Here is a 21,038-nt window from a genome sequence, read left to right as displayed (position 1 = left end):
TTCAGGGTGAGCGAAGAGGGGGGTGTCGGATGCAACCAGAACTCGACGTCGTGATCGTGGGTGCCGGCTTCGGCGGGATGGGCGCCGCGATCGAACTGAAGCGACAGGGCTTGGACAACATCGCGATCCTCGAGCGGGAGGACGACCTGGGCGGGACGTGGCACGTGAACCACTACCCGGGACTCGCCGTCGACATCGCGTCGGTCACCTACTCCTATTCCTTCGAGCCCAACCCGTACTGGTCCCGGCTGTTCGCCCCCGGAGCAGAGCTGAAGCGTTACGCCCACCACGTCGCCGACAGGTACGACCTCAAGCGGCACATGGAATTCGGAACGGTCGTCGAGTCCGCGACCTGGGACCCCGACGAGCAGCTGTGGCGCGTCCGCACCGCGTCCGGCACCGAACGCACGGCGCGTTATCTGGTGACCGCGACCGGGTTTCTGTCCCAGCCGCACGTCCCGGAGTTCCCGGGCATCAAGAACTTCGCGGGCACGATCCTGCACACCGCGGACTGGCAGGACGGGTTCGACTTCACCGGTAAGAAGGTCGCCGTGATCGGTACCGGCGCGACCGCGGTGCAGCTCATCCCCGAGATCGCCGCCCGCGCCGAGGCCCTGACCGTCTTCCAGCGCACCGCGATCTGGGTGGTGCCCAAGATCGACTTCGCGATCCCGTCGCTCGTCCAGCAACTGTTCGGCCGGTTCCCGCTCACCCAGCGTGCTGCGCGACTGGTGAACTCGTCGCTTCTCGAACTGCTGATGGTGTTCGGCGTCCTGCACTACAAGCAGGTGAAGCCCGGCAACAAACTCGCCGCCCGACTGGCCCAGGCGCACCTGCGGCGCCAGATCGCCGACCCGGAACTACGGCGGAAGCTCACCCCGGACTACGACTTCGGCTGCAAACGCCCCACCTTCTCCAACACCTACTTCGCCAGCTTCGCCCAGCCGAACGTGAGCCTGCAGACCAGTGGCATCGCCCGCCTCGAAGCCGATGCGATCCTCGCCGCGGACGGCACCCGGACCGAGATCGACACCCTCGTTCTCGCCACCGGGTTCAATCTCTGGGACACCAACTTCCCGGCCTTCGACATCGTCGGCCGGGACGGGCGCAACCTCGGCGAGTTCTGGCGCGAGAACCGCTTCCAGGCCTACGAGGGCGTCACCGTCCCGAAGTTCCCGAACCTGTTGTCCCTCAACAGTCCTTACTCCTACAGCGGCCTGTCGTACTTCACGACCATCGAAGGGCAGATGAAGCACATCGCCCGCCTCTTCGGAGAACTGCGCCGCCGCGGGCATCGGACGTTCGAGGTGACCGAGGAGGCCAACGACGCCTTCCTCGACGAGGTGACCGATCGTCTGCAGTCCTCGGTGTTCTACAACGGGGACTGCGCGACGTCACGCAGTTACTACTTCAACCAGCACGGCGAGGCGACGCTGCTCCGCCCGGCCTCGACGCTGCGGACTCTCCGCGAGATGGACTCGTTCCCGTTGCGCGACTACGAGTTCAGCTGAGCGCTCCTCTCCGACAGCTCCCTGAGGAGCGCCCGGAGTTTGCGGCGGGCCCGCCCTCACCCCTTGCTCCCTGAGGAGCGCCCGGAGCTTGCGGAGGGCGCGTCACGAAGGGTTCAGCAACTCCGGCCCGTTGTTGGCGACGCGGTTGACCAGCGGGGCGACCTCGCGGATCGCGATCGCGTCGACCAGCGATTCGGCCGGCGGGGCGAACAGCTCGTCGGGTGCCCGGCCGTCCGGGTCGAGCCAGGCATCCCAGTGCTCGTACGGCATGATCAGCGGCATCCGGTCGTGGACGTCGCGCAGCTCCCCGACCGCGTCGGTGGTGAGAATGGAACAACTGAGCAGCGGCTTAGCGGCGTCATCGGTCTTGGGGTGCCAGACCGACCACAGCCCGGCCATGAAGAGCCGGGTCCCGTCCTGCGGCGACATGAAGAACGGGATCTTGGTGGGTTTGCCCTTGCTGTCGGCCGGACCCTTCTTCCACTCGTACCAGCCGTCCATCGGCACGAGGCAACGCCGCGACTTGACCGACGAACGGAACGAACTCTTCTCCGCGGCGCTCTCGGCGCGCGCGTTGAACAGCAGCGGCCCCTTCCCGACCTCCTTCGCCCACGGCGGCACCAGCCCCCAGCGCATCGCGCGGACGCGGAGCAGCGGATCGTCGTCGGGATCGTCGGGCGAGTGTCGCTTGACGACGGTCATCACGGTCGTGGTCGGCGCGACGTTGTAGTTCACGCCCGGTGACCGGGGCGCCGCATCGAGATCGGTGGAGTCCGCACCCGCCGGCTCGGGTACCTCGTTGACCGCATCGATCTCGGCTGCCAGCTTCGCCGGGTCGGTGGTCACCGCATAGCGTCCGCACATGGTGTCCATGCTGCCCTAATGGTTGCCCGGCCTCGTGATGAGTGTCCGTTCCGACAGCCGACGATCAGGCGACGGCGATGTCGGCGACGACGGCCTCGGTGACGGACACCAGATCGGCCGGGGCCAGCTCGATCTCGAGCCCGCGCTTGCCGGCGCTGCACAGCACCCGGTCGAAGTGCGTGGCCGACGAGTCGACGACGGTCGGCAACCGGGTCCGCTGGCCGACCGGGGACACGCCGCCGAGAACGTAGCCGGTGGTCCGGGTGACCGCCTTGGCGTCGGCCATCTTCGCCTTCGACGCGCCGAGTGCGGCGGCCGCCGATTTGAGCGACAGCTTGGCCGGCACCGGGACCACCGCCACCGCCAGGCCGGGCCGGTCCCCGCCGGAGAGTTCGATGACCAGCGTCTTGAAGATCTGCTCGGCACGGACACCGAGGGTTTCGGCGAGAGCGGCGACCGCCTCCGCGCCGTAGGCCTCCGATCGGGGGTCGTGCGCGTACCGGTGCACCGAGTGGTCGATCCGGGCGCGTTCGAGCGCGGCGATCGCCGGGGTGGACGCCATGGTCGGTTACCTCCTGGTCGTGAGCGGGGTTGCGGCTGCGCGCGTGCGCACGAGGCCGCGGTGATCCGCGCCGAGACGATCGCGGGGGCGGGCCGGGAACAAACCGCGCGGTGCGCTCTGTTGGGACTGATCGGACAACGGACGTATGAAGACGGACACGAAGGAGGTCAGAGGCATATGAGCACAGCGGCCGTGATGGAGCTCCCGCAGCGCGTCGAACCGAGGCCTCTCTCGGTGGGGGACGGGTCGGTAAGCTTGATCGACAACATCTCCGTGATGCCTCCCATCGAAGGGATCGTAGTGTCCGACACAGAAGCATCCGACACAGAGTCACCCGATGCCGGCCGTACCGGGACCGCCAAGGCGCCTCGCCGGGCCGATCCGAACGAGTCGCCGGAACAGCTGACCGAGCGGTTCGAGCGCGACGCACTGCCGCTGCTCGACCAGATGTACGGTGCCGCGCTGCGGATGACCCGCAATCCCGCCGACGCCGAGGACCTGGTCCAGGAGACCTACATCAAGGCGTTCACCGCGTTCGCGTCGTTCCGGGAGGGCACCAACCTCAAGGCCTGGCTCTACCGGATTCTCACCAACACCTACATCAACGGCTACCGCAAGAAGCAGCGTCAGCCCGCGCAGTACCCGACCGACGAGATCACCGACTGGCAGATCGCGGCGACCGCCGAGCACACCTCGCAGGGGCTGCGGTCGGCGGAGATCGAGGCGCTCGACGCCCTCCCCGACGACGAGATCAAGGCCGCGCTGCAGGAATTGCCGGAAGACTTCCGGATGGCCGTCTACTACGCCGATGTGGAAGGCCTGCCGTACAAGGAGATCGCCGAGATCATGGACACCCCGATCGGTACCGTCATGTCCCGACTGCACCGCGGTCGCCGTCAGCTGCGCGAGTTGCTGGCCGACGTCGCGCGTGAGCGCGGGTTCAATCGTTCCGCACGGGCGGCGGCGGATGCGGAGGTGGCGCGATGAGCGACGTCGATCCGGAGCTGACCCAGCTCGACTGCTCGGCCGTCATCGCCGATGTCTGGCTCCTGCTGGACAACGAGTGTGACCAGAACGCCCGGGAACGACTCCAGGGCCATCTCGACTCCTGCCCGTCGTGCCTGGCGCACTACGGCATCGAGCAGCAGCTCAAGGCGCTCGTCAACCGGAAGTGCGGCGGCGACCAGGCACCGCAGAGCCTGCGCGACCGTCTGCGCATCGAGATCCGCAAGACCGTGATCGTGCACGAGGTCTCCGAATCCGATCGCTGATCGCGTCGAGAACACACCAAAAAGCCCGGGCGGCCCGTGAAGGCCGTACCCGGGCTTTTTGGCTTGCTCGCTCGCCGAGACCGCGTGGTGCGGTGATCAGGCGTTGGGGCGCTTGCCGTGGTTGGCAGCGTTCTTCTTACGAGCACGCTTCTTGCGTCCGCGCTTTCCCATGACGCATCTCCTTCATTGCGGGGCGGGCGCCGTGGGACCGGGCCCGCCGTGTACTGGTTCAGCTGTGCTGAGACAACCCTGGCATCGGCCGGGGAGGACATCCCTGGTGTCATCCGGGGAAGACATCCCTGGTGATCGGGACATCACAGTGTCTCAGGGATTCTCCCACGTACCAAAAACACCTCTGCTGACGCCCCCGGCACCGGGACCTCCGGGTACGACGCCGTGGGCTAATTTGGGTGCATGGCAGAAGACGTTGTGGCAGAGATCGTCGCGAGTGTCCTCGAGGTGCGCGTCGCCGCGGGGGAGCAGATCGAGGTCGGCGACACCCTGGTCCTGCTGGAGTCGATGAAGATGGAGATCCCCGTGCTGGCCGAGGAGCCGGGCACGCTCGCCGAGGTCAAGGTCGAGGTCGGGGACGTCATCCAGGCCGGCGATGTGATCGCCGTCTACGAGTAGTAGTGAACCGGCCCCGGCCCGTCGTCGCCCCCGTGTCCTGAGATGTCCACCCTCTCCGACCTGCTCGCCGAACACACCACGCTGTCCGACTCGGCAGCCGCGCATCTGCAGCGACTCGTCGCCGAATGGCAACTGCTCGCCGACCTCTCGTTCGCCGACCTCCTGTTGTCGGTGCGCACGGAGGCGGGCGCGGTCGTCACGGTCGCGCAATGCCGTCCCAACACGGCCTCGACGGTCTTCCCGACGGACGAGGTCGGCCGCGTCATCGACACCGAAGCACATCCACAGGTGTTGCGCGCCTTCACCTCCGCCCGCATCCTGCGCGACGAGGACCCCACCTGGTTCGGCGCGACGGCCATGCGGCAGGAAGCGGTTCCGGTCGGCTTCGACGGCGAGGTGATCGCCGTGGCGACCCGAGCTGTCGACCTCACCCACCCGCGCCTGCCGTCGCCGCTCGAACTCGCCTATCAGGACTCGGCCGACGATCTGTGCCAGATGGTCGCCGACGGCACGTTTCCGCACGAGGAGGGGAATCCGCGCGGGCTGTCGACGCCCCGCGCCGGCGACGGCTTCGTCCGTCTCGACGGACAGGGCCTCGTCACCTACACCAGCCCGAACGCGCTGTCGGCCTTCCACCGGATGGGGTGGACCGCCGAACTCAATCACACGCGCTTGTCCGACGTCGTCAAGCAACTCATCACCGAACCGTTCGAGGCCGACGACGTCGCACTGATGCTCGACATCGCGGCCGGCGTCGCCGAGATCCCGACCGGCCCCTACCGCGACATCGGGATGCGCGTGGAGGCAGACGCCCGCCGCGCGACGGCCCTGATCCGCGCCGTGCCGCTCCGTCCGCGGGGCGAGACGACCGGAACCGTCGTCCTGATCCGGGACGTCACCGAGGTCAAGCGACGCGACCGCGCACTCATCAGCAAAGACGCCACCATCCGCGAGATCCACCACCGGGTGAAGAACAACCTGCAGTCGGTCTCGGCGCTGTTGCGACTACAGGCGCGGCGCACGTCGAACTCCGATGCCCGCGAGGCGCTCAACGAGGCGGTGCGCCGAGTGGCCTCCATCGCGCTCGTCCACGAGTTGTTGTCGGGCAGCGTGGACGAGGAGGTCGACCTCGACGAGGTCGTCGATCGTCTGGTCCCGATCCTGGTCGATGTCGCGTCGGGGGAGGCGAGGGTGGCTGTGCGCCATCGCGATCGGCTCGGCGTGCTGACCGCCGAACTCGCGATGCCGCTGGTGATGGTCCTCACCGAACTCATCCAGAACGCGATCGAACACGGCTTCGACGGCGCGCCGCACGATGACGCCGAGATCGCGGTCGTCGCCGAACGGGATGTGCGCGGCCTTCGAATAGCGGTCCGCGACAACGGTTCCGGTCTTCCGGAGCATTTCGATCTGGCCACGTCCGACCATCTCGGCCTGCAGATCGTCAAGACCTTGGTGTCCATCGAACTGGGCGGTGAACTCGATGTCCGGTCCAATCCGGGTGGCCCGGGAACCGAAGTGGGTGTCTACATTCCGCTACGCTCGTGAGCCGTGGTCGCGGACCGCATTGTCTGACCGCGGTTTCCGCCGGACAGTGGGGACGAGTGCACGAAAAAACCCGGCCGTGGCCGGGTTTCTTCGAGTCCGGGACGACGCCGGCCGTCGAGGCCTAGACGCTGCTCCGGGTACGCGTACGTGCGGTACGGCGCTTGAGTGCGCGTCGCTCGTCCTCGCTCATGCCGCCCCACACTCCGGCATCCTGGCCGGACTCGAGGGCCCACGACAGGCAGTCGGCGGTGACGGGGCACCGCGCGCAGACGAGCTTCGCGTCGGCGACCTGTGCGATGGCCGGGCCGCTGGTCCCCACGGGGAAGAACAGTTCCGGATCCTCGTCGCGACAGATGGCCTTGTGACGCCAGTCCATTCCACTACTCCTTCGGGCGCGTTCGCACCACTCGATCGTCTTGCTGGTGATTGTCGGCTGTAACTCTCAGTTCACGCGGCGCACCAAATGTTTCCGCGTTGTTGCTTGTGAATACTTTCACGAATCGGGCCGAAGTCAATGGGTTTGCTTCACACGTGGGCAACATCACGTCACCCGCCTAGCACTCCGGTCGCGGACTCCCGAAGGGGGGTCCGGGCACTTTGTCTCACGGCCTTGTTGTAGCCTACGCGTCTCGCGGCGGTACTGTCGACGACTTTCTGCAGGTCGCGACCCCGTCGCCGGTGAAAAACGCTCGTGACGTGGCCGGACGCCGAGGGTATTGTTCACCACATGCGTCGACGATGTTGATCCACACCGCCCCGGCGGCCCCACCGCAGGCTGACAGCCGCGGCGGTGGGCTCCGCCCTCCTCGAAGACCTCATCCCGCTCTACCCGCTGTACGCCGTCCTCTTCGCCGACCCCGGGATTCCGGGCGCCGGGCTCGGGCCCGCCGAGATCTCGGCGCTGTTCGTGATCTGGTCGGTGTCGTCGGTGATCGTCGAGGTCCCCACCGGTGTGCTGGCCGACCGCGTGTCCCGACGGAAGCTGCTGGTCGCCGGTCCGCTGATCACCGCGTCGGGTTTCGCGCTGTGGACGGTGGCGCCGTCGTTCGTCGCCTTCGCTGCCGGATTCGTCCTGTGGGCCCTCGGTGGAGCGTTGCGGTCCGGCACGACACAGGCGCTGGTCTACGACGAGCTGAACCGGCTGGGGCGCTCGCATGACTACGCCCGACTGACCGGGCTCATGCGGGCGGCCGGGGCCATCGGAGTGATCGGCGGCACCGCGGCGGCCGCACCGTTGTTCGCGTGGGGCGGTTACGACGCCGCGGGCGCCGCCAGCGTCGTCGCCTGCGTGTTGTGTTCGGTGATGTCGGCGATGCTGCCCGAGGGTCGAGAGGCCGCCGCCGATCCACCGGAACCCGAGGACGCGGACCTCGACCTCGGTTGGCGGGAGATCGTCCGCCACGGCTGGGGCTCGGTGCGGACGCAGCCGGTCGCACGGCGCATGTTGCTGCTGGGTGTGGCGCTGACCTGGGTCGCGGCGCTCGACGAGTATCTCCCGTTGCTGATCGCGTCGTTCGTGGTCGACGCCGCCGCCGAGCCCGATCCGGCGGCGGTCGCGCTGCTCATGATCGTGGTGTCGGCCGGTGACATCGGCGGCGCGCTCGCGGCGGGGCGGTTCCGGTCGGTCGACGCGATCGGGCCGGCGGTGGGGGTGGGCGCGGTCGTGCTCATCGGGTCGGCGCTGTGGGGGCACCCGGTGGGCGCCGCGGGCGTCGCGACGGCGTAGGGGATCCTGGGGTGGGCGCGGGTCGTGGCCGACGCCGAGCTGCAGGACCATCTGAGTTCGGCATCGCGGGCCACCGTCACCTCGCTAGCCGGGATGGGCGAGGAGGTGGTCGCGATCCTGGCCTTCGCCGGCTGGGCGCTGGGGTCGACATGGCTGGGTCCGGCCGGGCTCTTCGCGGCGGCGGCGCTGCCCTACGTCGTGATGTCGGCGGTGCTGATCGGCGGTGCGATGACCGTGAGGGCGTCGCGGCGATGACGAAAACGTATGTCGCGGAACGCCCCGATGTAATCGCCGTCCATCTGTACGTCGATCGGGGCCTCCGCGCGGAAGCACACCTCGTCGACGTCGTCATCCCGAAAGAGGTGGCGTGCCTTGGGATCTGCCTGTGACAGGAGTCGCGTCGCCAGTGGGAGGTTACGGAACACGCCGGTGGAGGTCGCCACGAACACCCCGAGGCCGGTGTGGAAACCGGTGCCGGGGTTGGTGCGGATCTCGCGCGGTCCGAGATAGGTCCACGGGCTGGTGTTGGACACGAAACCGTAACGCGCGCCGACGATCCGGTCCCGGCCGGGGATCTCGACGTCGAACGTGGCCGACGAACCGGACTGCTTCAGGAAGCTGGTGATCGTGGTCCACAGGTATCGGGCCGGCGTCGCGGTCTTGCCCGCGTGCCGCTTGTCCTCCATCGCGTGGATGACGACCGCGTCCATGCCCATGCCCGTGTTGAACAGGAACCAGCGGTCATCGGTGTGGCCGAGTCCGATCCGGCGACTCTGTCCCGCGTCGAGGAGGGTGATGATCTGCTGTGTCGCGAGCAGCGGGTCGGGATCGATCCCCAGCGTGCGCGCGAAGACGTTGGCGCTACCGCCGGGGATCACGGCCAGGGCGGGCCGCCGCCGGTCGGGATCGCTGCTCGACGGCGGGTCGAGCAGTCCGTTGGCGGCCTCGTTCACCGATCCGTCGCCGCCGTGCACGATGACGGTGTCGAAGTCCTCGGCCGCGGCGCGCGCGGCGAGCTCGAACGCATGCCCGCGGTGCGTGGTGAGTTCGACGTCGAGGTGGAAATGCGCGCTCAGGGTGTGCGCCAGCGCGTCGCGGCCGGCCGGACTGGTCGCGGTGGCGAACGGGTTGACGATCAGCATGACACGCACGACACCCGAGGATATGGGGTCGTCGCCGCCCGCGCGTAATCGCGCGGATGTGTACGGCGCCATCGCTCCGGTGCGCACACCCGCGGAGGTCCGCGCGAGAGGACCAAATATCCTGGGACGGTGAGCACCGAGAACGGCCGTCCGGAGTCCGACACCGATCCGTCGGTGACCCCGCGCCAGATCAAGATCGCGGGTGCGGTGACCACGCTGCAGGGGCTGGCCGGTGTTGCGGTCGCGGTGATCCTGGTGGTGCGCGGCCTGGCCGGGCACGAGGAGACCACCATCAGCGGCTACGGCACCGCGGCCTGGTTCGGCATCATCGGCGGGGGAGTACTGGTCGGCGGTCTGGCGCTGCTCTCGGGGCGGCGGTGGGGACGCTCGATCGCCATGGTGGCGCAGATCCTGCTGCTGCCGGTGGCGTATTACCTGTTCACGAGCGGATGGCCGGTGTTCGGCGTGCCGCTGGCGCTCGCGGCGCTCGCGGTCCTGGTGATGCTGTTCAGTCCGGCGTCCATGAGGTGGCTCGCCGACGAACTCGAACCCGAGCGCTGACATCCTCCTCCGGCGGGCTCTCCTCCGTCCGGGTACGCCGCGCAGCCGAGGTGGACTCTCATCCGACGATCGACGCCCGGGCGGTCGTACAGTAGGGCGCATGACGCGCATCCTCGCGATTGCCAATCAGAAGGGTGGGGTCGCCAAGACCACCACGGTGGAGTCCCTCGGTGCCGCCCTCGCCGATCTCGACGTCTCGGTCCTCGTCGTCGATCTCGACCCGCAAGGGTGTCTCACCTTCTCGCTCGGGCACGATCCCGATCAGCTCACCTCCTCGGTCCACGACGTGTTGCTCGGTGACGAGGAGATCGCCGATGTCCTGCTCGACACCGAGGACAAGGTCACCCTGCTGCCGGCGACCATCGACCTGGCCGGCGCCGAGGCGCTGCTGTTGATGCGCCCGGGGCGGGAGTATGCCCTCAAGCGTGCACTTGCGGAGGTGAGCGAGGACTTCGACGTCGTGATCGTCGACTGCCCGCCGTCGCTCGGCGTCCTCACGCTGAACGGTCTCACCGCGGCGGACGAGGTGATCGTGCCGCTGCAATGTGAGACGCTCGCCCATCGTGGGGTCGGGCAGTTGTTGCGCACGGTCCGGGAGGTCCAGCAGATCACCAACCCGAACCTCACGATGTTGGGTGCGGTGGCCACCCTCTTCGACGCCCGGACCACGCACAGCCGCGACGTTCTCGCCGACGTCGCCGATCGGTACGACCTGCCGGTGCTCGAGCCGCCCATCCCGCGCACAGTACGTTTCGCCGAGGCCTCCGCCTCCGGGACGTCGGTCATGCGGGGCCGAAAGAACAAGGGCGCGACGGCATATCGCGCGCTCGCCGAGAATCTGTGGAAGCACTGGGAGGCGGGCGCCGAGGTCGGCACCTTCGAGGTCTGAGTCGGGTCTGAGGTCCGGGGGCCGTGGGGGTCAGCCCGGACCGAAGGCCTCGATCCGGGGTCCGTGCTGTTCGACGACGATGTCGCCGAGGACACGCAGACTCACCACGGGCGCGGCCGGTTCGCTCCGGGCGAGCGGGATGGACCGGATCTCCCGGCCGGTCGCGACATCGCGGACGCTGATCCCGGTGGTACTCGGCAGCAGGAGTTGTCCCGCCATCATCTGGCCGGGTCCCAATGTGCCGGGGACCTGGTAGATCGGATTCAGTGTCTGGGCATTCAGGACGACGGTCGCCTTCCCGGTCCAGTAGGTGACGATCCCGTCGGAGGAGATCGGGGCGCTGCCGGCGGGTGGCGTCGAGTCGCCGGCGACGGTGTTGGTCCCCGCCGCGTTCGCGTCGGTGTCGAACCGGCGGATCGCCGGCCCGCTCTCGGCGTCGAACGTGGGCGGTTCGGCCGGTGCGGCGCCACCGTCGTACACGGCGATCCCCGACGACGACATCGCGATGACCACGGGCGGCGGTCCGCTCACGTCGCCGGTGATGAGGGTCGACCCGTACTGTTCGACCTTCTCGTCGTCGCCGAGTACCGCGCCGAGGACCGTGAGCCGATACCCGGGGTCGTCGGCGCAGCGTTCGACGACGGCCACGCGATCTCCCGACACCACCGACGAGAACAGCTCGCAGTCGACGCGATCGGGCGCGTCCTCCGGTCGGACCGGCGCCTCGACCCGGCCGTATTCGATTCCGCGAACGAGATTGGAACCCCAGGTCTCCATCCGGCGGGGGCCCTGCGCGACGACGTACCCCGAGTCGGTCGCGAGCCGGACCTCCGGGTCGGCGTCGCTGGTGCGGGCGCCCTTCCGGCTGCCGGTGCCCGCATCGAGAGCGGTCACCTCCGAGCAGCCGCGGCTGTTGCGGTACACGGCCAGCGCCAGATCGGCGCTCCCGGTCCAGGCGGTACCGACCGCACACAGGTCGAGATCGCGGCTGTACGACCAGAGTTCGCGTCCGGTGGCCGGGTCGTGCCCGACCACCCGTCCGCCGTTCCCGGTGACGACGGCGGAGGTGCCGATCGCGGGGGCGCGGGTGGCGTCGGAGTCGGCCCGCCAGCGCGCGACGAAACTCGCGGGCACGGACTGTGCCGGCTGCACCGCGGCGGGTTCGGCCGCGGCCGGCACGCTCACGGTGTGGCGAACCGGGCTGAGGGCCCAGGCGGTGACGCACAGGGCCGCGACGACGACCACGATGGCCGCGGTGACCGCGAGATCGATCGGGCGGCGCCGTTCGGGCCTGACTCGTGCCACGCGGGTCAGCCGGTGGTCAGTCGGCGACAGCTGCTGTGGACTCCGACGCGCCGGCGTCGGACGCGGCGGTCTGCTCGCCGGCGGGCTTGCGGTTGGCGCCACCCCGACGGCGACGACGGCGACGCGGCTTCGCGGTGCCGTCACCGGCGGAGGTGTCGCTGCCGGACTCGGTCGTCGTGGTCTCGGTTGTCGTGGTCTCGGCGGCCGATTCGGTGGACGTCCCATTGGCGTCCGTCTGCCCGCCCCGGGTGCGACGGCGAGTGCGGGTCGAGCGCTTGCGCGGCTCGCGGTCCGCGCGCGTCTCCCGCGTCTCGTCGGGGTCGCGCGGCGGCTTGGCGGCGGCGATCCGCCCCGTCTTCGACTCGTCGATCGACAGGTCCGACCGGAGGTGTTCCGACGTCGAGTAGGTCTCCGGCGGATCGGGGATACCGAGACTCAGCGCCTTGTCGATGAGCTCCCAGCGGTGCAGCTCGTCCCAGTCGACGAGGGTCACCGCGATGCCTGTGCGCCCGGCGCGACCGGTACGGCCGATGCGGTGCACGTAGGTCTTGTCGTCTTCGGGGCACTGGTAGTTGATGACATGGGTGACGTCGTCGATGTCGATGCCGCGGGCGGCCACGTCGGTGGCGACCAGCACATCGATGGTGCCGTCGCGGAACCGCTTGAGCGCCTTCTCGCGGGCGACCTGGCCGAGATCGCCGTGGACCGCGCCGACCTTGAAGCCGCGCTCGGCGAGGTCGTCGGCGACCTTCTGCGCGGTGCGCTTGGTGCGGGTGAAGATCATCGTGGCGCCGCGACCCTCGGCCTGCAGGATGCGGGCGACGAGTTCGGCCTTGTCCAGCGCGTGCGCCCGGTAGGCGTACTGCTTGGTGCGGTCGTGGACCGCGGAGTCGTTGGCGTTCTCGGCCCGGATGTGGGTCGGCCGGTTCAGGAACGTGCGGGCCAGGGTGACGATCGGACCGGGCATGGTCGCCGAGAACAGCATCGTCTGACGAGGCGTCGGCAATGCGGACATGATGCGCTCGATGTCGGGCAGGAAGCCGAGGTCGAGCATCTCGTCGGCCTCGTCGAGAACCAGGATCGACACTTTGCCGAGGACGAGGTGGCCCTGCTGGGCGAGGTCGAGGAGCCGGCCCGGGGTGCCCACCACGACGTCGACGCCGGACTGCAGCTCGGCGATCTGCGACTCGTACGGACGGCCACCATAGATCGAAGTGACCTTCAGGGGACGCTTCGTGCCATCGGCCAGGGTGACCTCGAGCGACGGCGCCGCCACCTGGAGATCGCCGGTCACCTGCACGCACAGCTCGCGCGTGGGCACGATGATCAGCGCGCGGGGCGTGGTGTCCAGCGGACGGACCCCGGACTCCTCGGCATGGGCGAGCCGGTGCAGCAGCGGGATGCCGAAACCGAAGGTCTTGCCCATGCCGGTGCGGGCCTGGCCGATGAGGTCGTGGCCTTCGAGCGCCAGCGGCAGGGTCAGTTCCTGGATCGCGAAGGTGTGGGTCTTGCCGTCTGCGGCGAGGGCCGAGACGATACGGTCGTCGACGCCGAGCTCGGCGAAGGTGGGGGCGGTGTGGGTGTCGTCGACGATGGTCGTCTGCACGGCGGAATCGCTCATGTGCGGTTGTGTGCCTTTCTGGGCCGGTCTGCGCGCGATGTGTTTCGGTGCGCGCACGGAGAAGGCTCGAAAGTGCACGCGCATATGTCGTAGTGGCACCGGGGATGTGACCGGGTATCGCGAGGAACTCGCAGTTCGGCGAGCAACGCCGTCGTCACATCCACACGCTCGCGCCGGCGGGCACGCGCTCCACGCGCAGCTCAGCGGGCAAGCGACGGGGGGTCCCGTCGGAGTGCACCGCCGTCGAGTGTACTTGGTGCCCCGCGGCGGCCCGCTACCATCACCTCATGGCGCCTGCATCCGACCCGTCCGAGTCGACCCCGTCACCTGCGACGTCCACCTCGGTGGCGTCGGCCGAGATGCGGGATTCGGCGATCGGGAAGCTGTTCGCCGTGCTGCTCGCCGGCGAGTTCGCCGCGTTCCACCGGCTCATCGAGGAGTCGGCGATGGCGCCGGATGTGCCCAGCCGCATCGCGATCGCCCGGATGGCGGCCTCCGAGGTCGGCCACTTCGACCGGCTCGCCGAGCGGGTGGAGGCGATGACCGGCCTCGGCGCCGCGGAAGCCGTCGAGCGCTACCGTTCGGTGTTCGATCAGTATCACCGCGCGACGACGCCGAAGACCTGGTACGAGGCGCTGGTCAAGGCGTATGTCGGCGACGGACTCGCGGCCGACTTCTACGCCGAGCTCTCCGACATGCTGCCGCCGGACTCGCAGGCCGTGATGGCCGAGGTGATGTCGGAAACCGCCAACTCCCAGTTCGCCCGTGACCAGGTCCGGGCGGCCGTCGAGGCCGACCCGTCGATCAAATCGGCCCTGGTGCTGTGGGGCCGCCGGCTACTCGGCGAGGCCATCACCCATGCGCAGTGGGTTCTCGCCGCCGAGGAAGAGGTCACCGATCTGCTCTTCGCCGGGGCCAGTTCGCTGACCGGCGTCGCCGGGTTCTTCGACGTCGTCGCCGGCAAACACGCCGAGCGGATGGCCGACCTCGGCCTCGCCTGAGTCGGACCTGACCACGGCGGAGTCGGCCGACGGTGTTTCGCTCTGAGCGGAGTGGCTGTCCCGCCGCACCCCGGCTGCACTAGCCTTGTGCGGCAAGCGTTGACAGACACCGAGGAGGGCGGCACATGGCCGTGGAAGTGAAGATCGGCATCACCGACAGCCCGCGGGAGCTGACCATCGCGTCGACCCTGACCAGCGACAAGGCCTTCGCCGAGGTCGAGGCGGCACTGGGTGGCAAGCAGCAGCTGTTGTCCCTCGTGGACGACAAGGGCGCCCGCTACCTCATCCCGGTCACCAAGATCGCCTATGTCGAGGTGGGTGCGTCGGAGAACCGCCGCGTCGGATTCGGTTCCTGACGGGCGGCATAACCAGATCGACGAGAAGGGGCCTGTACGCCGGATGGCGTGCAGGCCCCTTCTCGTGTCGGGCGTGGGTTCAGGCGGTGCCGTTGACAGTCGGCCCGCTCGCTCCGCTCCCGGCGCCGGTGACAGTCGGCCCGCTCGCTCCGCTCCCGGCGCCGGTGACAGTCGGCCCGCTCGCTTCGCTCCCGGCGCCGGTGACAGTCGGCCCGCTCGCTTCGCTCCCGGCGCCGGTGACAGTCGGCCCGCTCGCTTCGCTCCCGGCGCCGGTGACAGTCGGCCCGCTCGGCTCGCTTCCGGCATCGTTGATTTCGGTGTCCGGCTCGACGACCGGCTGCGCGTCGACCGACGCCGTCTGTCGCGGGAAGTGCGACAACCCGCCCCAGAGGAGGGCGACCGTGGTGTCCACGGCGGTCTGCTTGTCGACCGGGCGCTTGGCCTCGAGCCAGTAGCGGGCGTTGACCTGGCTGGCACCGACGAGCCCCGACGCGAGCATCCGCGAACGGTACGGATCGAGACCGGAATCGTGCATGACCAAGCCGTACACGGCGTCGACGCACGCCTCGGTCGCGCCCTCCACCCGGCGGATGACGGCGGGATCGGAGGCGTCGGAGGAGAAGATCAACCGGTAGCCCGAGTTGTCCTGATCGATGAAGTCGAAGAAGGCCTGGACCGCGGCACGGACGCGCTTGCGGTTGTCGGTGGTCGTCCGCAGGGCGGTGTTGACGTCGCTGACCAGCTTCTCGGCGTGGCTGTCCACGACCGCGATGTAGAGGTCGAGCTTCGACGGGAAGTGTTGATACAGAACGGGTTTGCTCACTCCCGCGTGCACCGCGATCTCATCCATGCCGGCCGCGTGGTAGCCGCGTTCGACGAAGATCTCACTGGCCGCGTCGAGCAACTGCATACGTCGTGCGCTGCGCGGCAGGCGAGTGCTGCGGCCGGGCACGGCGGACGCGTTGGTTGCGGTCGACATGCCCAAGAGAGTACTCGGCGGAGCTTCCTGCGCAGTATCGGTGGTCTGCTGTGAGAAAGTTGACCGGTGAGCCGCACAGAGGACGGTGGCCCCGGGTCCGAGCGTGGCCGGGTGCGTGCCAAGGATGTCGGCCCGAGATCGTCGGGACGCCCCAGACCGGACCAGCCGCTACGAGCGCGCTGGGACCCGACCGACGACAGCGGACGTCCCCGCGTCGACCGCGATGCCCAGCCGGAATACAAGAAGCAGTCGGCGCTCGGGCGGTTCGTCTCGACCTATGGGTGGCGTGCCTATGCGATCCCGGTGCTCACGATCCTGACGATCGCGCTGATCGTCGTCACCATCCGGGACGGCCGGACCGATGCGCTCGAGCCGGCGGCGGCCGCCAGCCCCGACTCCGCGGCGCGCAACACCGACATCAGCAAGGAGACCCGCCCGATCGGTGCCCCCACCGGCGACATCCAGGCGGCCGCGCTGCCCGCCGGGACGCTGCCCCAGGGCGGCCCGTTCACCGACCGGGCCCGCAAGACGTTCCGGGTCCTGCGCGGCGGCGGTCCGCCCGTCGGCACCGGCGGGCAGGTGTACACCTACACGGTGGAGGTGGAGAACGGCCTCAACCCGCAGGACTACGGCGGTGACCCGACCTTCGCGAAGATGGTGGACACGACGCTCGCCAACCCGCGCAGCTGGATCGGCGACGGCCGCGTGTCCTTCCGCCGTGTCGACCGCGGCGAACCCGACCTCCGCATCTCGCTCACCTCGGCCGGCACCACCCGCGAGTTGTGCGGCTACCAGATCCGCCTGGAGACCTCGTGCTATTACCCGCCGCAGGCGCGGGTAACGCTGAACGAAGCCCGATGGGTGCGCGGTGCGCTGTCCTATCAGGGTGACGACGTCGCCTACCGGCAGTACCTCATCAACCACGAGGTCGGTCACGGCATCGGCTACGAGGCGCACGAGGCGTGCCGCGAGGACGGCGCGCTCGCGCCGATCATGATGCAGCAGTCCTTCGGCGTCGCGAACTCCGAGATCATGGCTCTGGACCCGCAGATGAAGGCCAACCGGACCTTCGTGTGCCGTCCCAATCCCTGGCCGTTCCCCACCCGCTGACCGGGAATGCCGCCGCGGACTCATCCGTTGTGCCGGGGGTACGTAGTCAGCCCGAACAATGGAGGCGTTCGTGTCATCGCAAGGGTCGCCCACAGGGTCGCTGCCGCCGCTGGTGGAACCGGCCGCGGAACTGAGCAACGAAGAGGTGGCCCGCTACAGCCGTCACCTGATCATCCCGGACGTGGGGATGGACGGTCAGAAGCGTCTGAAGAACGCCAAGGTGCTGGTGATCGGCGCCGGCGGACTGGGTTCGCCGACGCTGCTGTACCTCGCTGCGGCGGGGGTCGGGACGATCGGCATCGTCGAGTTCGACATCGTCGACGAATCCAACCTGCAGCGCCAGGTCATCCACGGCCAGTCCGACATAGGCCGGCCCAAGGCCGAGAGCGCGCGGGACTCCATCCTGGAGATCAACCCCTTCGTCACCGTCAACCTGCATGACCAGCGGCTCGAGCCCGAGGGTGCGATCGAACTGTTCTCGCAGTACGACCTCATCCTCGACGGCACCGACAACTTCGCGACCCGGTACCTGGTCAACGACGCCGCGGTCCTCGCGCACAAGCCCTACGTGTGGGGGTCGATCTACCGTTTCGAGGGTCAGGCCTCGGTCTTCTGGGAGGACGCCCCCGACGGCCGCGGGCTCAACTACCGCGACCTCTACCCGCAGGCACCGCCGCCCGGGATGGTGCCGTCCTGCGCCGAAGGCGGTGTACTCGGCATCCTCTGCGCCTCGATCGGATCGATCATGGGCACCGAGGCCATCAAGCTGATCTGTGGGATCGGCGAGCCCCTCCTCGGTCGTCTCATGGTGTACGACGCCCTCGACATGACCTACCGGACCATCAAGATCCGCAAGGATCCGGAGGGTGAGCGGATCGCCGGCCTCATCGACTACGACGACTTCTGCGGTGTCGTCTCCTCGGAGGCGTCCGACGCCGCCGCGGGGTCGACGCTGACCGCCGTCGAACTCAAGCAGAAGATCGACGCGGGCGAGAAGCTGGCGATCATCGACGTCCGGGAGCCCGTCGAATGGGACATCGTCCGCATCGACGGCGCGACCCTCATCCCGAAGGGCGACATCCTCTCCGGCGAGGGTCTCGCCAAGGTGCCGCAGGACCGGCCCACCGTGCTCTACTGCAAGACCGGCATCCGGTCCGCCGAGGCGCTCGCTGCGCTGAAGCGAGCCGGTTTCGCCGACGCCACGCACCTGCAGGGCGGCGTGACCGCGTGGGCGAACCAGGTCGACAAGACGTTGCCGGTCTACTGAGCCCGGTCATCGATCCGCACGTCGGTGCGGGTGGTTGCCGCGTGCCTTCCCGAAACGGACTACCGCGCTCGGTAATCTGGCCGACGTGAACACCGTCGAGCCGCCCGGACACGTGTTGAACACGTTCGGGCTCACCGCCCACCCGCCCATCGCGATGGGGGAATCGTGGGTCGGCGGGTGGCGTGTCGGCGAAGTCGTGCTCTCACTGGTCCCCGACCACGCGCGCGCCGCGTGGTCGGCGTCGGTGCGCGAATCCCTGTTCGTGGAGGGGATGCGCATCGCGCGTCCGTTCCGCGCCACCGACGGCCGGTACGTGGTGTCGGGCTGGCGCGCCGACACCTACATCGCCGGGACGCCCGAACCACGGCACGACGAGGTCGTCCTGGTCGCCGACCGGCTGCACGAGGCGACCGCCTCGCTCGAACGGCCCCGGTTCCTGCTGCAGCCGCCTGCTCCGCCGCACACCGACGTCGACGTGTTCACCGCGGCCGATCGTGCCGCCTGGGAGGACGTCCCGCTGCGCTCGGCCCGGGCCGCCGGTATGGCCGAGCCGACCGCACCCGACGGTGTGCAGAGCGTCGACATGCTGAAAACCCTTGCGAAGCTTCGTAAGCCGGTGGATCTGCCGTCTCAGGTCGTGCACGGTGACCTCTTCGGCACGGTGCTGTTCGCCGGTGCCGCGGCCCCGGGGATCACCGACATCGTCCCGTATTGGCGGCCCGCCCCGTGGGCGGCGGCGGTCGCGGTGGTCGACGCCCTGGCGTGGGGTGGTGCCGACACCGAACTCATCCAGCGATGGTCGGATCAGCCCGAGTGGCCGCAGATGATGCTGCGGGCGACGATGTTCCGGTTGGCAGTCCACGCGCTGCACCCGCGGTCGACCTCGGGCGCACTGCCCGGGTTGCAGCGAGTCGTCGAACATGTACGTTTACTCGTATAACCGCAGCTCACAGCCCTGACTGACCGCTGACAGGGTTCTCACAACGCCCGCGTGACGGAGTGAGGACAACGTGACGATGCGGTCACCTCGCGGAAAATCCGCGCAACACGCCCCCTCCACACTTGGTCTCGAGTCGCACGACACCGGTGTCGGCGTCTTCCACGACAGCCACCACTGCACGCAGCCCTGTGCACGGCAGTGACACCACGTAGACCAGCAACCATCGGAGGCGGAGCCTTGGCATTCGCAGATCTCAGAGCACAACTGACACGGGACCACACGATCACCGACTGGGACCCGGAGGACCGGGTCGCCTGGGACAACGGCAATGCCGCGATCGCCAAGCGCAATCTGATCTGGTCGGTCATCTGTGAGCATGTCGGATTCTCGATCTGGTCCCTGTTCTCGGTGATGGCCCTGTTCATGGGCCCCGAGTACGGCATCAGCATGGACCAGAAGTTCGTCATCGCCGCCACCGCGACGCTGGTCGGTTCTTGCCTGCGTATCCCGTACACGCAGGCCACCGCCAAGTTCGGCGGCCGCAACTGGGCGATCTTCTCCGCCGTCGTGCTGCTCATCCCGACCGGGCTGACGATGATGCTGATGATGAACCCGGGCGAGTTCGGGTTCGGCTGGTTCCTCGCCGTCGCGGCCATCACCGGTTTCGGTGGCGGCAACTTCGCGTCGTCGATGACCAACATCAACGCGTTCTACCCGCAACGGCTGAAGGGCTGGGCGCTCGGACTCAACGCCGGCGGCGGCAACATCGGCGTGCCGGTCGTGCAGGTCATCGGTCTGCTGGTCATCTGGCTCGCCGCCGACCAACCCGAGATCGTGTGCGCCATCTACCTGGTCGCCCTGGCCGTCGCCGGTATCGGTGCCGCCCTCTACATGGACAACCTGGACCACCAGACGGCCAGCGGCCGGGCGATGCTCGACTGCCTGAAGTACCGCGACACGTGGCTGATCTGCCTGCTCTACATCGGTACGTTCGGTTCCTTCATCGGCTTCGGGTTCGCGTTCGGCCAGGTCCTCAACATCAGTTTCACCGAGGCCGGAGTCGCGAAGCCGGCGCTGGCAGCAGCGCAGATCGTCTGGATCGGTCCGCTGCTGGGGTCGGTCATCCGTCCCTACGGCGGAAAACTGGCCGATCGCGTCGGCGGTGGCAAGGTGACGCTGTACACCTTCATCGCAATGGTCTTCTCCGCGGCGATCCTCGTGGTCGCCGGCACGATCGCCGACAACAACGGCAAGACGATCACCGGCGCCACGTTGACGGCCTTCATCATCGGCTTCATCCTGCTGTTCCTGCTCTCGGGCCTGGCCAACGGGTCGGTCTACAAGATCATCCCGACCATCTGGGAGCACAAGGCGCAGGCGCGGAGCGGACTGAATTCGCTCGGGAAGACGAAGTGGTCGCGGAGCATGTCCGGCGCGCTCATCGGGATCGCCGGTGCCGCAGGCGGTCTCGGCGGTGTGGGCATCAACCTGGTGCTGCGCGCCAGCTACCAGTCCAACAAGTCGGCGACGATGGCCTTCTGGGTGTTCATGCTCTTCTACGTCCTGGCAGCGGTCGTGACCTGGTGGTTCTACGCCCGGCGCCCGATCGTCATCGCGGAGACCACCGATCTCGCGATCACCGGTGCCCATGACGAACCGGCATCGACTGTCGACGGGACCGCATCGACCGGTGCTGCCGCCGAGGGCACCGACAAGCAGGCAACCAAGGAAGCGCTGGCCTGATCCTCACGGGAC

General features: G+C 68.6%; 19 protein-coding genes and 2 pseudogenes. 14 read left to right on the top strand and 7 right to left on the bottom strand.

Annotated elements, in window-relative coordinates:
* Window positions 1-29: 29 nt before the first annotated feature.
* Window positions 30-1,511 carry an NAD(P)/FAD-dependent oxidoreductase gene (locus GR168_RS16940; protein ID WP_159371280.1) on the top strand — a complete coding sequence of 494 codons (1,482 nt, stop codon included), beginning with the start codon at window positions 30-32 and terminating at the stop codon, window positions 1,509-1,511.
* 102 nt (window positions 1,512-1,613) lie between these two features.
* Here GR168_RS16940 and GR168_RS16935 read toward each other — a convergent pair whose 3' ends face one another.
* On the bottom strand, window positions 1,614-2,375 hold the full coding sequence (locus GR168_RS16935) for an SOS response-associated peptidase (RefSeq protein WP_159371960.1): 762 nt from the start codon (window positions 2,373-2,375) through the stop codon (window positions 1,614-1,616).
* Window positions 2,376-2,439: 64 nt separating this feature from the next.
* A complete protein-coding gene (gene ybaK / locus GR168_RS16930) occupies window positions 2,440-2,937 on the bottom strand; it encodes a Cys-tRNA(Pro) deacylase (protein ID WP_159371279.1) in 498 nt (165 codons plus the stop codon).
* Between the two features lie 177 nt (window positions 2,938-3,114).
* Here ybaK and GR168_RS16925 point away from each other — a divergent pair, with 177 nt between their 5' ends.
* The 4 genes from GR168_RS16925 to GR168_RS16910 all read left to right on the top strand — a co-directional run bounded on the left by GR168_RS16925 (window position 3,115) and on the right by GR168_RS16910 (window position 6,386).
* Complete coding sequence (locus tag GR168_RS16925; RefSeq protein WP_078113362.1) at window positions 3,115-3,924, top strand: sigma-70 family RNA polymerase sigma factor; 810 nt, start codon at window positions 3,115-3,117, stop codon at window positions 3,922-3,924.
* Window positions 3,921-4,208 carry a mycothiol system anti-sigma-R factor gene (gene rsrA, locus GR168_RS16920; protein WP_055475556.1) on the top strand — a complete coding sequence of 96 codons (288 nt, stop codon included), beginning with the start codon at window positions 3,921-3,923 and terminating at the stop codon, window positions 4,206-4,208. Before GR168_RS16925 ends, rsrA begins: the two co-directional genes overlap by 4 nt.
* Window positions 4,209-4,622: 414 nt before the next feature.
* Entirely contained in the window at window positions 4,623-4,838 is a 216-nt protein-coding gene (locus GR168_RS16915) for a biotin/lipoyl-binding carrier protein (RefSeq protein WP_055475555.1), read from the top strand.
* Window positions 4,839-4,880: 42 nt separating this feature from the next.
* On the top strand, window positions 4,881-6,386 hold the full coding sequence (locus GR168_RS16910; protein WP_065631872.1) for a sensor histidine kinase: 1,506 nt from the start codon (window positions 4,881-4,883) through the stop codon (window positions 6,384-6,386).
* A gap of 121 nt (window positions 6,387-6,507) precedes the next feature.
* Here GR168_RS16910 and GR168_RS16905 read toward each other — a convergent pair whose 3' ends face one another.
* On the bottom strand, window positions 6,508-6,762 hold the full coding sequence (locus GR168_RS16905) for a WhiB family transcriptional regulator (protein WP_004023450.1): 255 nt from the start codon (window positions 6,760-6,762) through the stop codon (window positions 6,508-6,510).
* Window positions 6,763-7,176: 414 nt separating this feature from the next.
* On the opposite strand from GR168_RS16905, the pseudogene GR168_RS16900 reads away from it, so the two are divergent.
* Window positions 7,177-8,367: pseudogene (locus tag GR168_RS16900) on the top strand (MFS transporter).
* On the opposite strand, the gene GR168_RS16895 reads toward GR168_RS16900, so the two are convergent.
* Entirely contained in the window at window positions 8,304-9,254 is a 951-nt protein-coding gene (locus GR168_RS16895; protein WP_176455944.1) for a diacylglycerol kinase family protein, read from the bottom strand. The pseudogene GR168_RS16900 and the gene GR168_RS16895 sit on opposite strands and share 64 nt — an antisense overlap.
* Before the next feature lie 129 nt (window positions 9,255-9,383).
* Between GR168_RS16895 and GR168_RS16890 the strand changes: the two genes are divergently transcribed.
* The gene (locus GR168_RS16890) at window positions 9,384-9,815 is read left to right on the top strand and encodes a hypothetical protein (RefSeq protein ID WP_055475551.1); all 432 of its coding nucleotides are present in this window, start codon (window positions 9,384-9,386) and stop codon (window positions 9,813-9,815) included.
* Window positions 9,816-9,915: 100 nt separating this feature from the next.
* On the top strand, window positions 9,916-10,704 hold the full coding sequence (locus GR168_RS16885) for an AAA family ATPase (protein WP_159371278.1): 789 nt from the start codon (window positions 9,916-9,918) through the stop codon (window positions 10,702-10,704).
* Window positions 10,705-10,734: 30 nt separating this feature from the next.
* Here GR168_RS16885 and GR168_RS16880 read toward each other — a convergent pair whose 3' ends face one another.
* The gene (locus GR168_RS16880) at window positions 10,735-12,009 is read right to left on the bottom strand and encodes a hypothetical protein (protein ID WP_159371277.1); all 1,275 of its coding nucleotides are present in this window, start codon (window positions 12,007-12,009) and stop codon (window positions 10,735-10,737) included.
* Between the two features lie 16 nt (window positions 12,010-12,025).
* Entirely contained in the window at window positions 12,026-13,630 is a 1,605-nt protein-coding gene (locus GR168_RS16875; protein ID WP_065631904.1) for a DEAD/DEAH box helicase, read from the bottom strand.
* 287 nt (window positions 13,631-13,917) lie between these two features.
* On the opposite strand from GR168_RS16875, the gene GR168_RS16870 reads away from it, so the two are divergent.
* Together GR168_RS16870 and GR168_RS16865 are read left to right on the top strand one after the other, a co-directional pair.
* A complete protein-coding gene (locus GR168_RS16870) occupies window positions 13,918-14,631 on the top strand; it encodes a ferritin-like fold-containing protein (RefSeq protein WP_083207443.1) in 714 nt (237 codons plus the stop codon).
* 125 nt (window positions 14,632-14,756) lie between these two features.
* Window positions 14,757-14,987, top strand: coding sequence for a DUF3107 domain-containing protein (locus GR168_RS16865; protein ID WP_004023442.1), 231 nt, complete (start codon window positions 14,757-14,759; stop codon window positions 14,985-14,987).
* A gap of 358 nt (window positions 14,988-15,345) precedes the next feature.
* Here GR168_RS16865 and GR168_RS16860 read toward each other — a convergent pair.
* Window positions 15,346-15,966: pseudogene (locus tag GR168_RS16860) on the bottom strand (TetR/AcrR family transcriptional regulator); the annotation flags it as partial.
* A 66-nt stretch (window positions 15,967-16,032) separates the two neighbouring features.
* Between GR168_RS16860 and GR168_RS16855 the strand changes: the two are divergent.
* The 4 genes from GR168_RS16855 (at window position 16,033) to GR168_RS16840 (ending at window position 21,026) form a co-directional block, all read left to right on the top strand.
* Window positions 16,033-17,076: a DUF3152 domain-containing protein gene (locus GR168_RS16855; RefSeq protein ID WP_159371276.1), complete on the top strand. Its 1,044-nt coding sequence runs from the start codon at window positions 16,033-16,035 to the stop codon at window positions 17,074-17,076.
* A 58-nt stretch (window positions 17,077-17,134) separates the two neighbouring features.
* Window positions 17,135-18,343, top strand: coding sequence for an adenylyltransferase/sulfurtransferase MoeZ (gene moeZ / locus GR168_RS16850; protein ID WP_055475546.1), 1,209 nt, complete (start codon window positions 17,135-17,137; stop codon window positions 18,341-18,343).
* A gap of 85 nt (window positions 18,344-18,428) precedes the next feature.
* Complete coding sequence (locus tag GR168_RS16845; RefSeq protein WP_055475607.1) at window positions 18,429-19,283, top strand: TIGR02569 family protein; 855 nt, start codon at window positions 18,429-18,431, stop codon at window positions 19,281-19,283.
* Between the two features lie 237 nt (window positions 19,284-19,520).
* Window positions 19,521-21,026, top strand: a complete 1,506-nt coding sequence (locus GR168_RS16840) for a nitrate/nitrite transporter (RefSeq protein ID WP_078113367.1) — start codon at window positions 19,521-19,523, stop codon at window positions 21,024-21,026.
* Window positions 21,027-21,038: the final 12 nt, after the last annotated feature.

Origin of the sequence: Gordonia sp. JH63, assembly GCF_009856645.1 — a bacterium.
Lineage (GTDB): Bacteria > Actinomycetota > Actinomycetes > Mycobacteriales > Mycobacteriaceae > Gordonia > Gordonia hongkongensis.
The sequence above is the reverse complement of the archived record's forward strand: the minus strand, read 5'-3'. Positions and strand labels throughout refer to the sequence as shown.

Excerpts from the sequence above, each read along its gene's own strand:
- GR168_RS16940 (WP_159371280.1), top strand. The coding sequence starts at position 30 with ATGCAACCAGAACTCGACGTCGTGATCGTGGGTGCCGGCTTCGGCGGG.
- GR168_RS16935 (WP_159371960.1), bottom strand. The coding sequence starts at position 2,375 with ATGTGCGGACGCTATGCGGTGACCACCGACCCGGCGAAGCTGGCAGCC.
- ybaK (WP_159371279.1), bottom strand. The coding sequence starts at position 2,937 with ATGGCGTCCACCCCGGCGATCGCCGCGCTCGAACGCGCCCGGATCGAC.
- GR168_RS16925 (WP_078113362.1), top strand. The coding sequence starts at position 3,115 with ATGAGCACAGCGGCCGTGATGGAGCTCCCGCAGCGCGTCGAACCGAGG.
- rsrA (WP_055475556.1), top strand. The coding sequence starts at position 3,921 with ATGAGCGACGTCGATCCGGAGCTGACCCAGCTCGACTGCTCGGCCGTC.
- GR168_RS16915 (WP_055475555.1), top strand. The coding sequence starts at position 4,623 with ATGGCAGAAGACGTTGTGGCAGAGATCGTCGCGAGTGTCCTCGAGGTG.
- GR168_RS16910 (WP_065631872.1), top strand. The coding sequence starts at position 4,881 with ATGTCCACCCTCTCCGACCTGCTCGCCGAACACACCACGCTGTCCGAC.
- GR168_RS16905 (WP_004023450.1), bottom strand. The coding sequence starts at position 6,762 with ATGGACTGGCGTCACAAGGCCATCTGTCGCGACGAGGATCCGGAACTG.
- GR168_RS16895 (WP_176455944.1), bottom strand. The coding sequence starts at position 9,254 with ATGCTGATCGTCAACCCGTTCGCCACCGCGACCAGTCCGGCCGGCCGC.
- GR168_RS16885 (WP_159371278.1), top strand. The coding sequence starts at position 9,916 with ATGACGCGCATCCTCGCGATTGCCAATCAGAAGGGTGGGGTCGCCAAG.
- GR168_RS16875 (WP_065631904.1), bottom strand. The coding sequence starts at position 13,630 with ATGAGCGATTCCGCCGTGCAGACGACCATCGTCGACGACACCCACACC.
- GR168_RS16870 (WP_083207443.1), top strand. The coding sequence starts at position 13,918 with ATGGCGCCTGCATCCGACCCGTCCGAGTCGACCCCGTCACCTGCGACG.
- GR168_RS16865 (WP_004023442.1), top strand. The coding sequence starts at position 14,757 with ATGGCCGTGGAAGTGAAGATCGGCATCACCGACAGCCCGCGGGAGCTG.
- moeZ (WP_055475546.1), top strand. The coding sequence starts at position 17,135 with ATGGAGGCGTTCGTGTCATCGCAAGGGTCGCCCACAGGGTCGCTGCCG.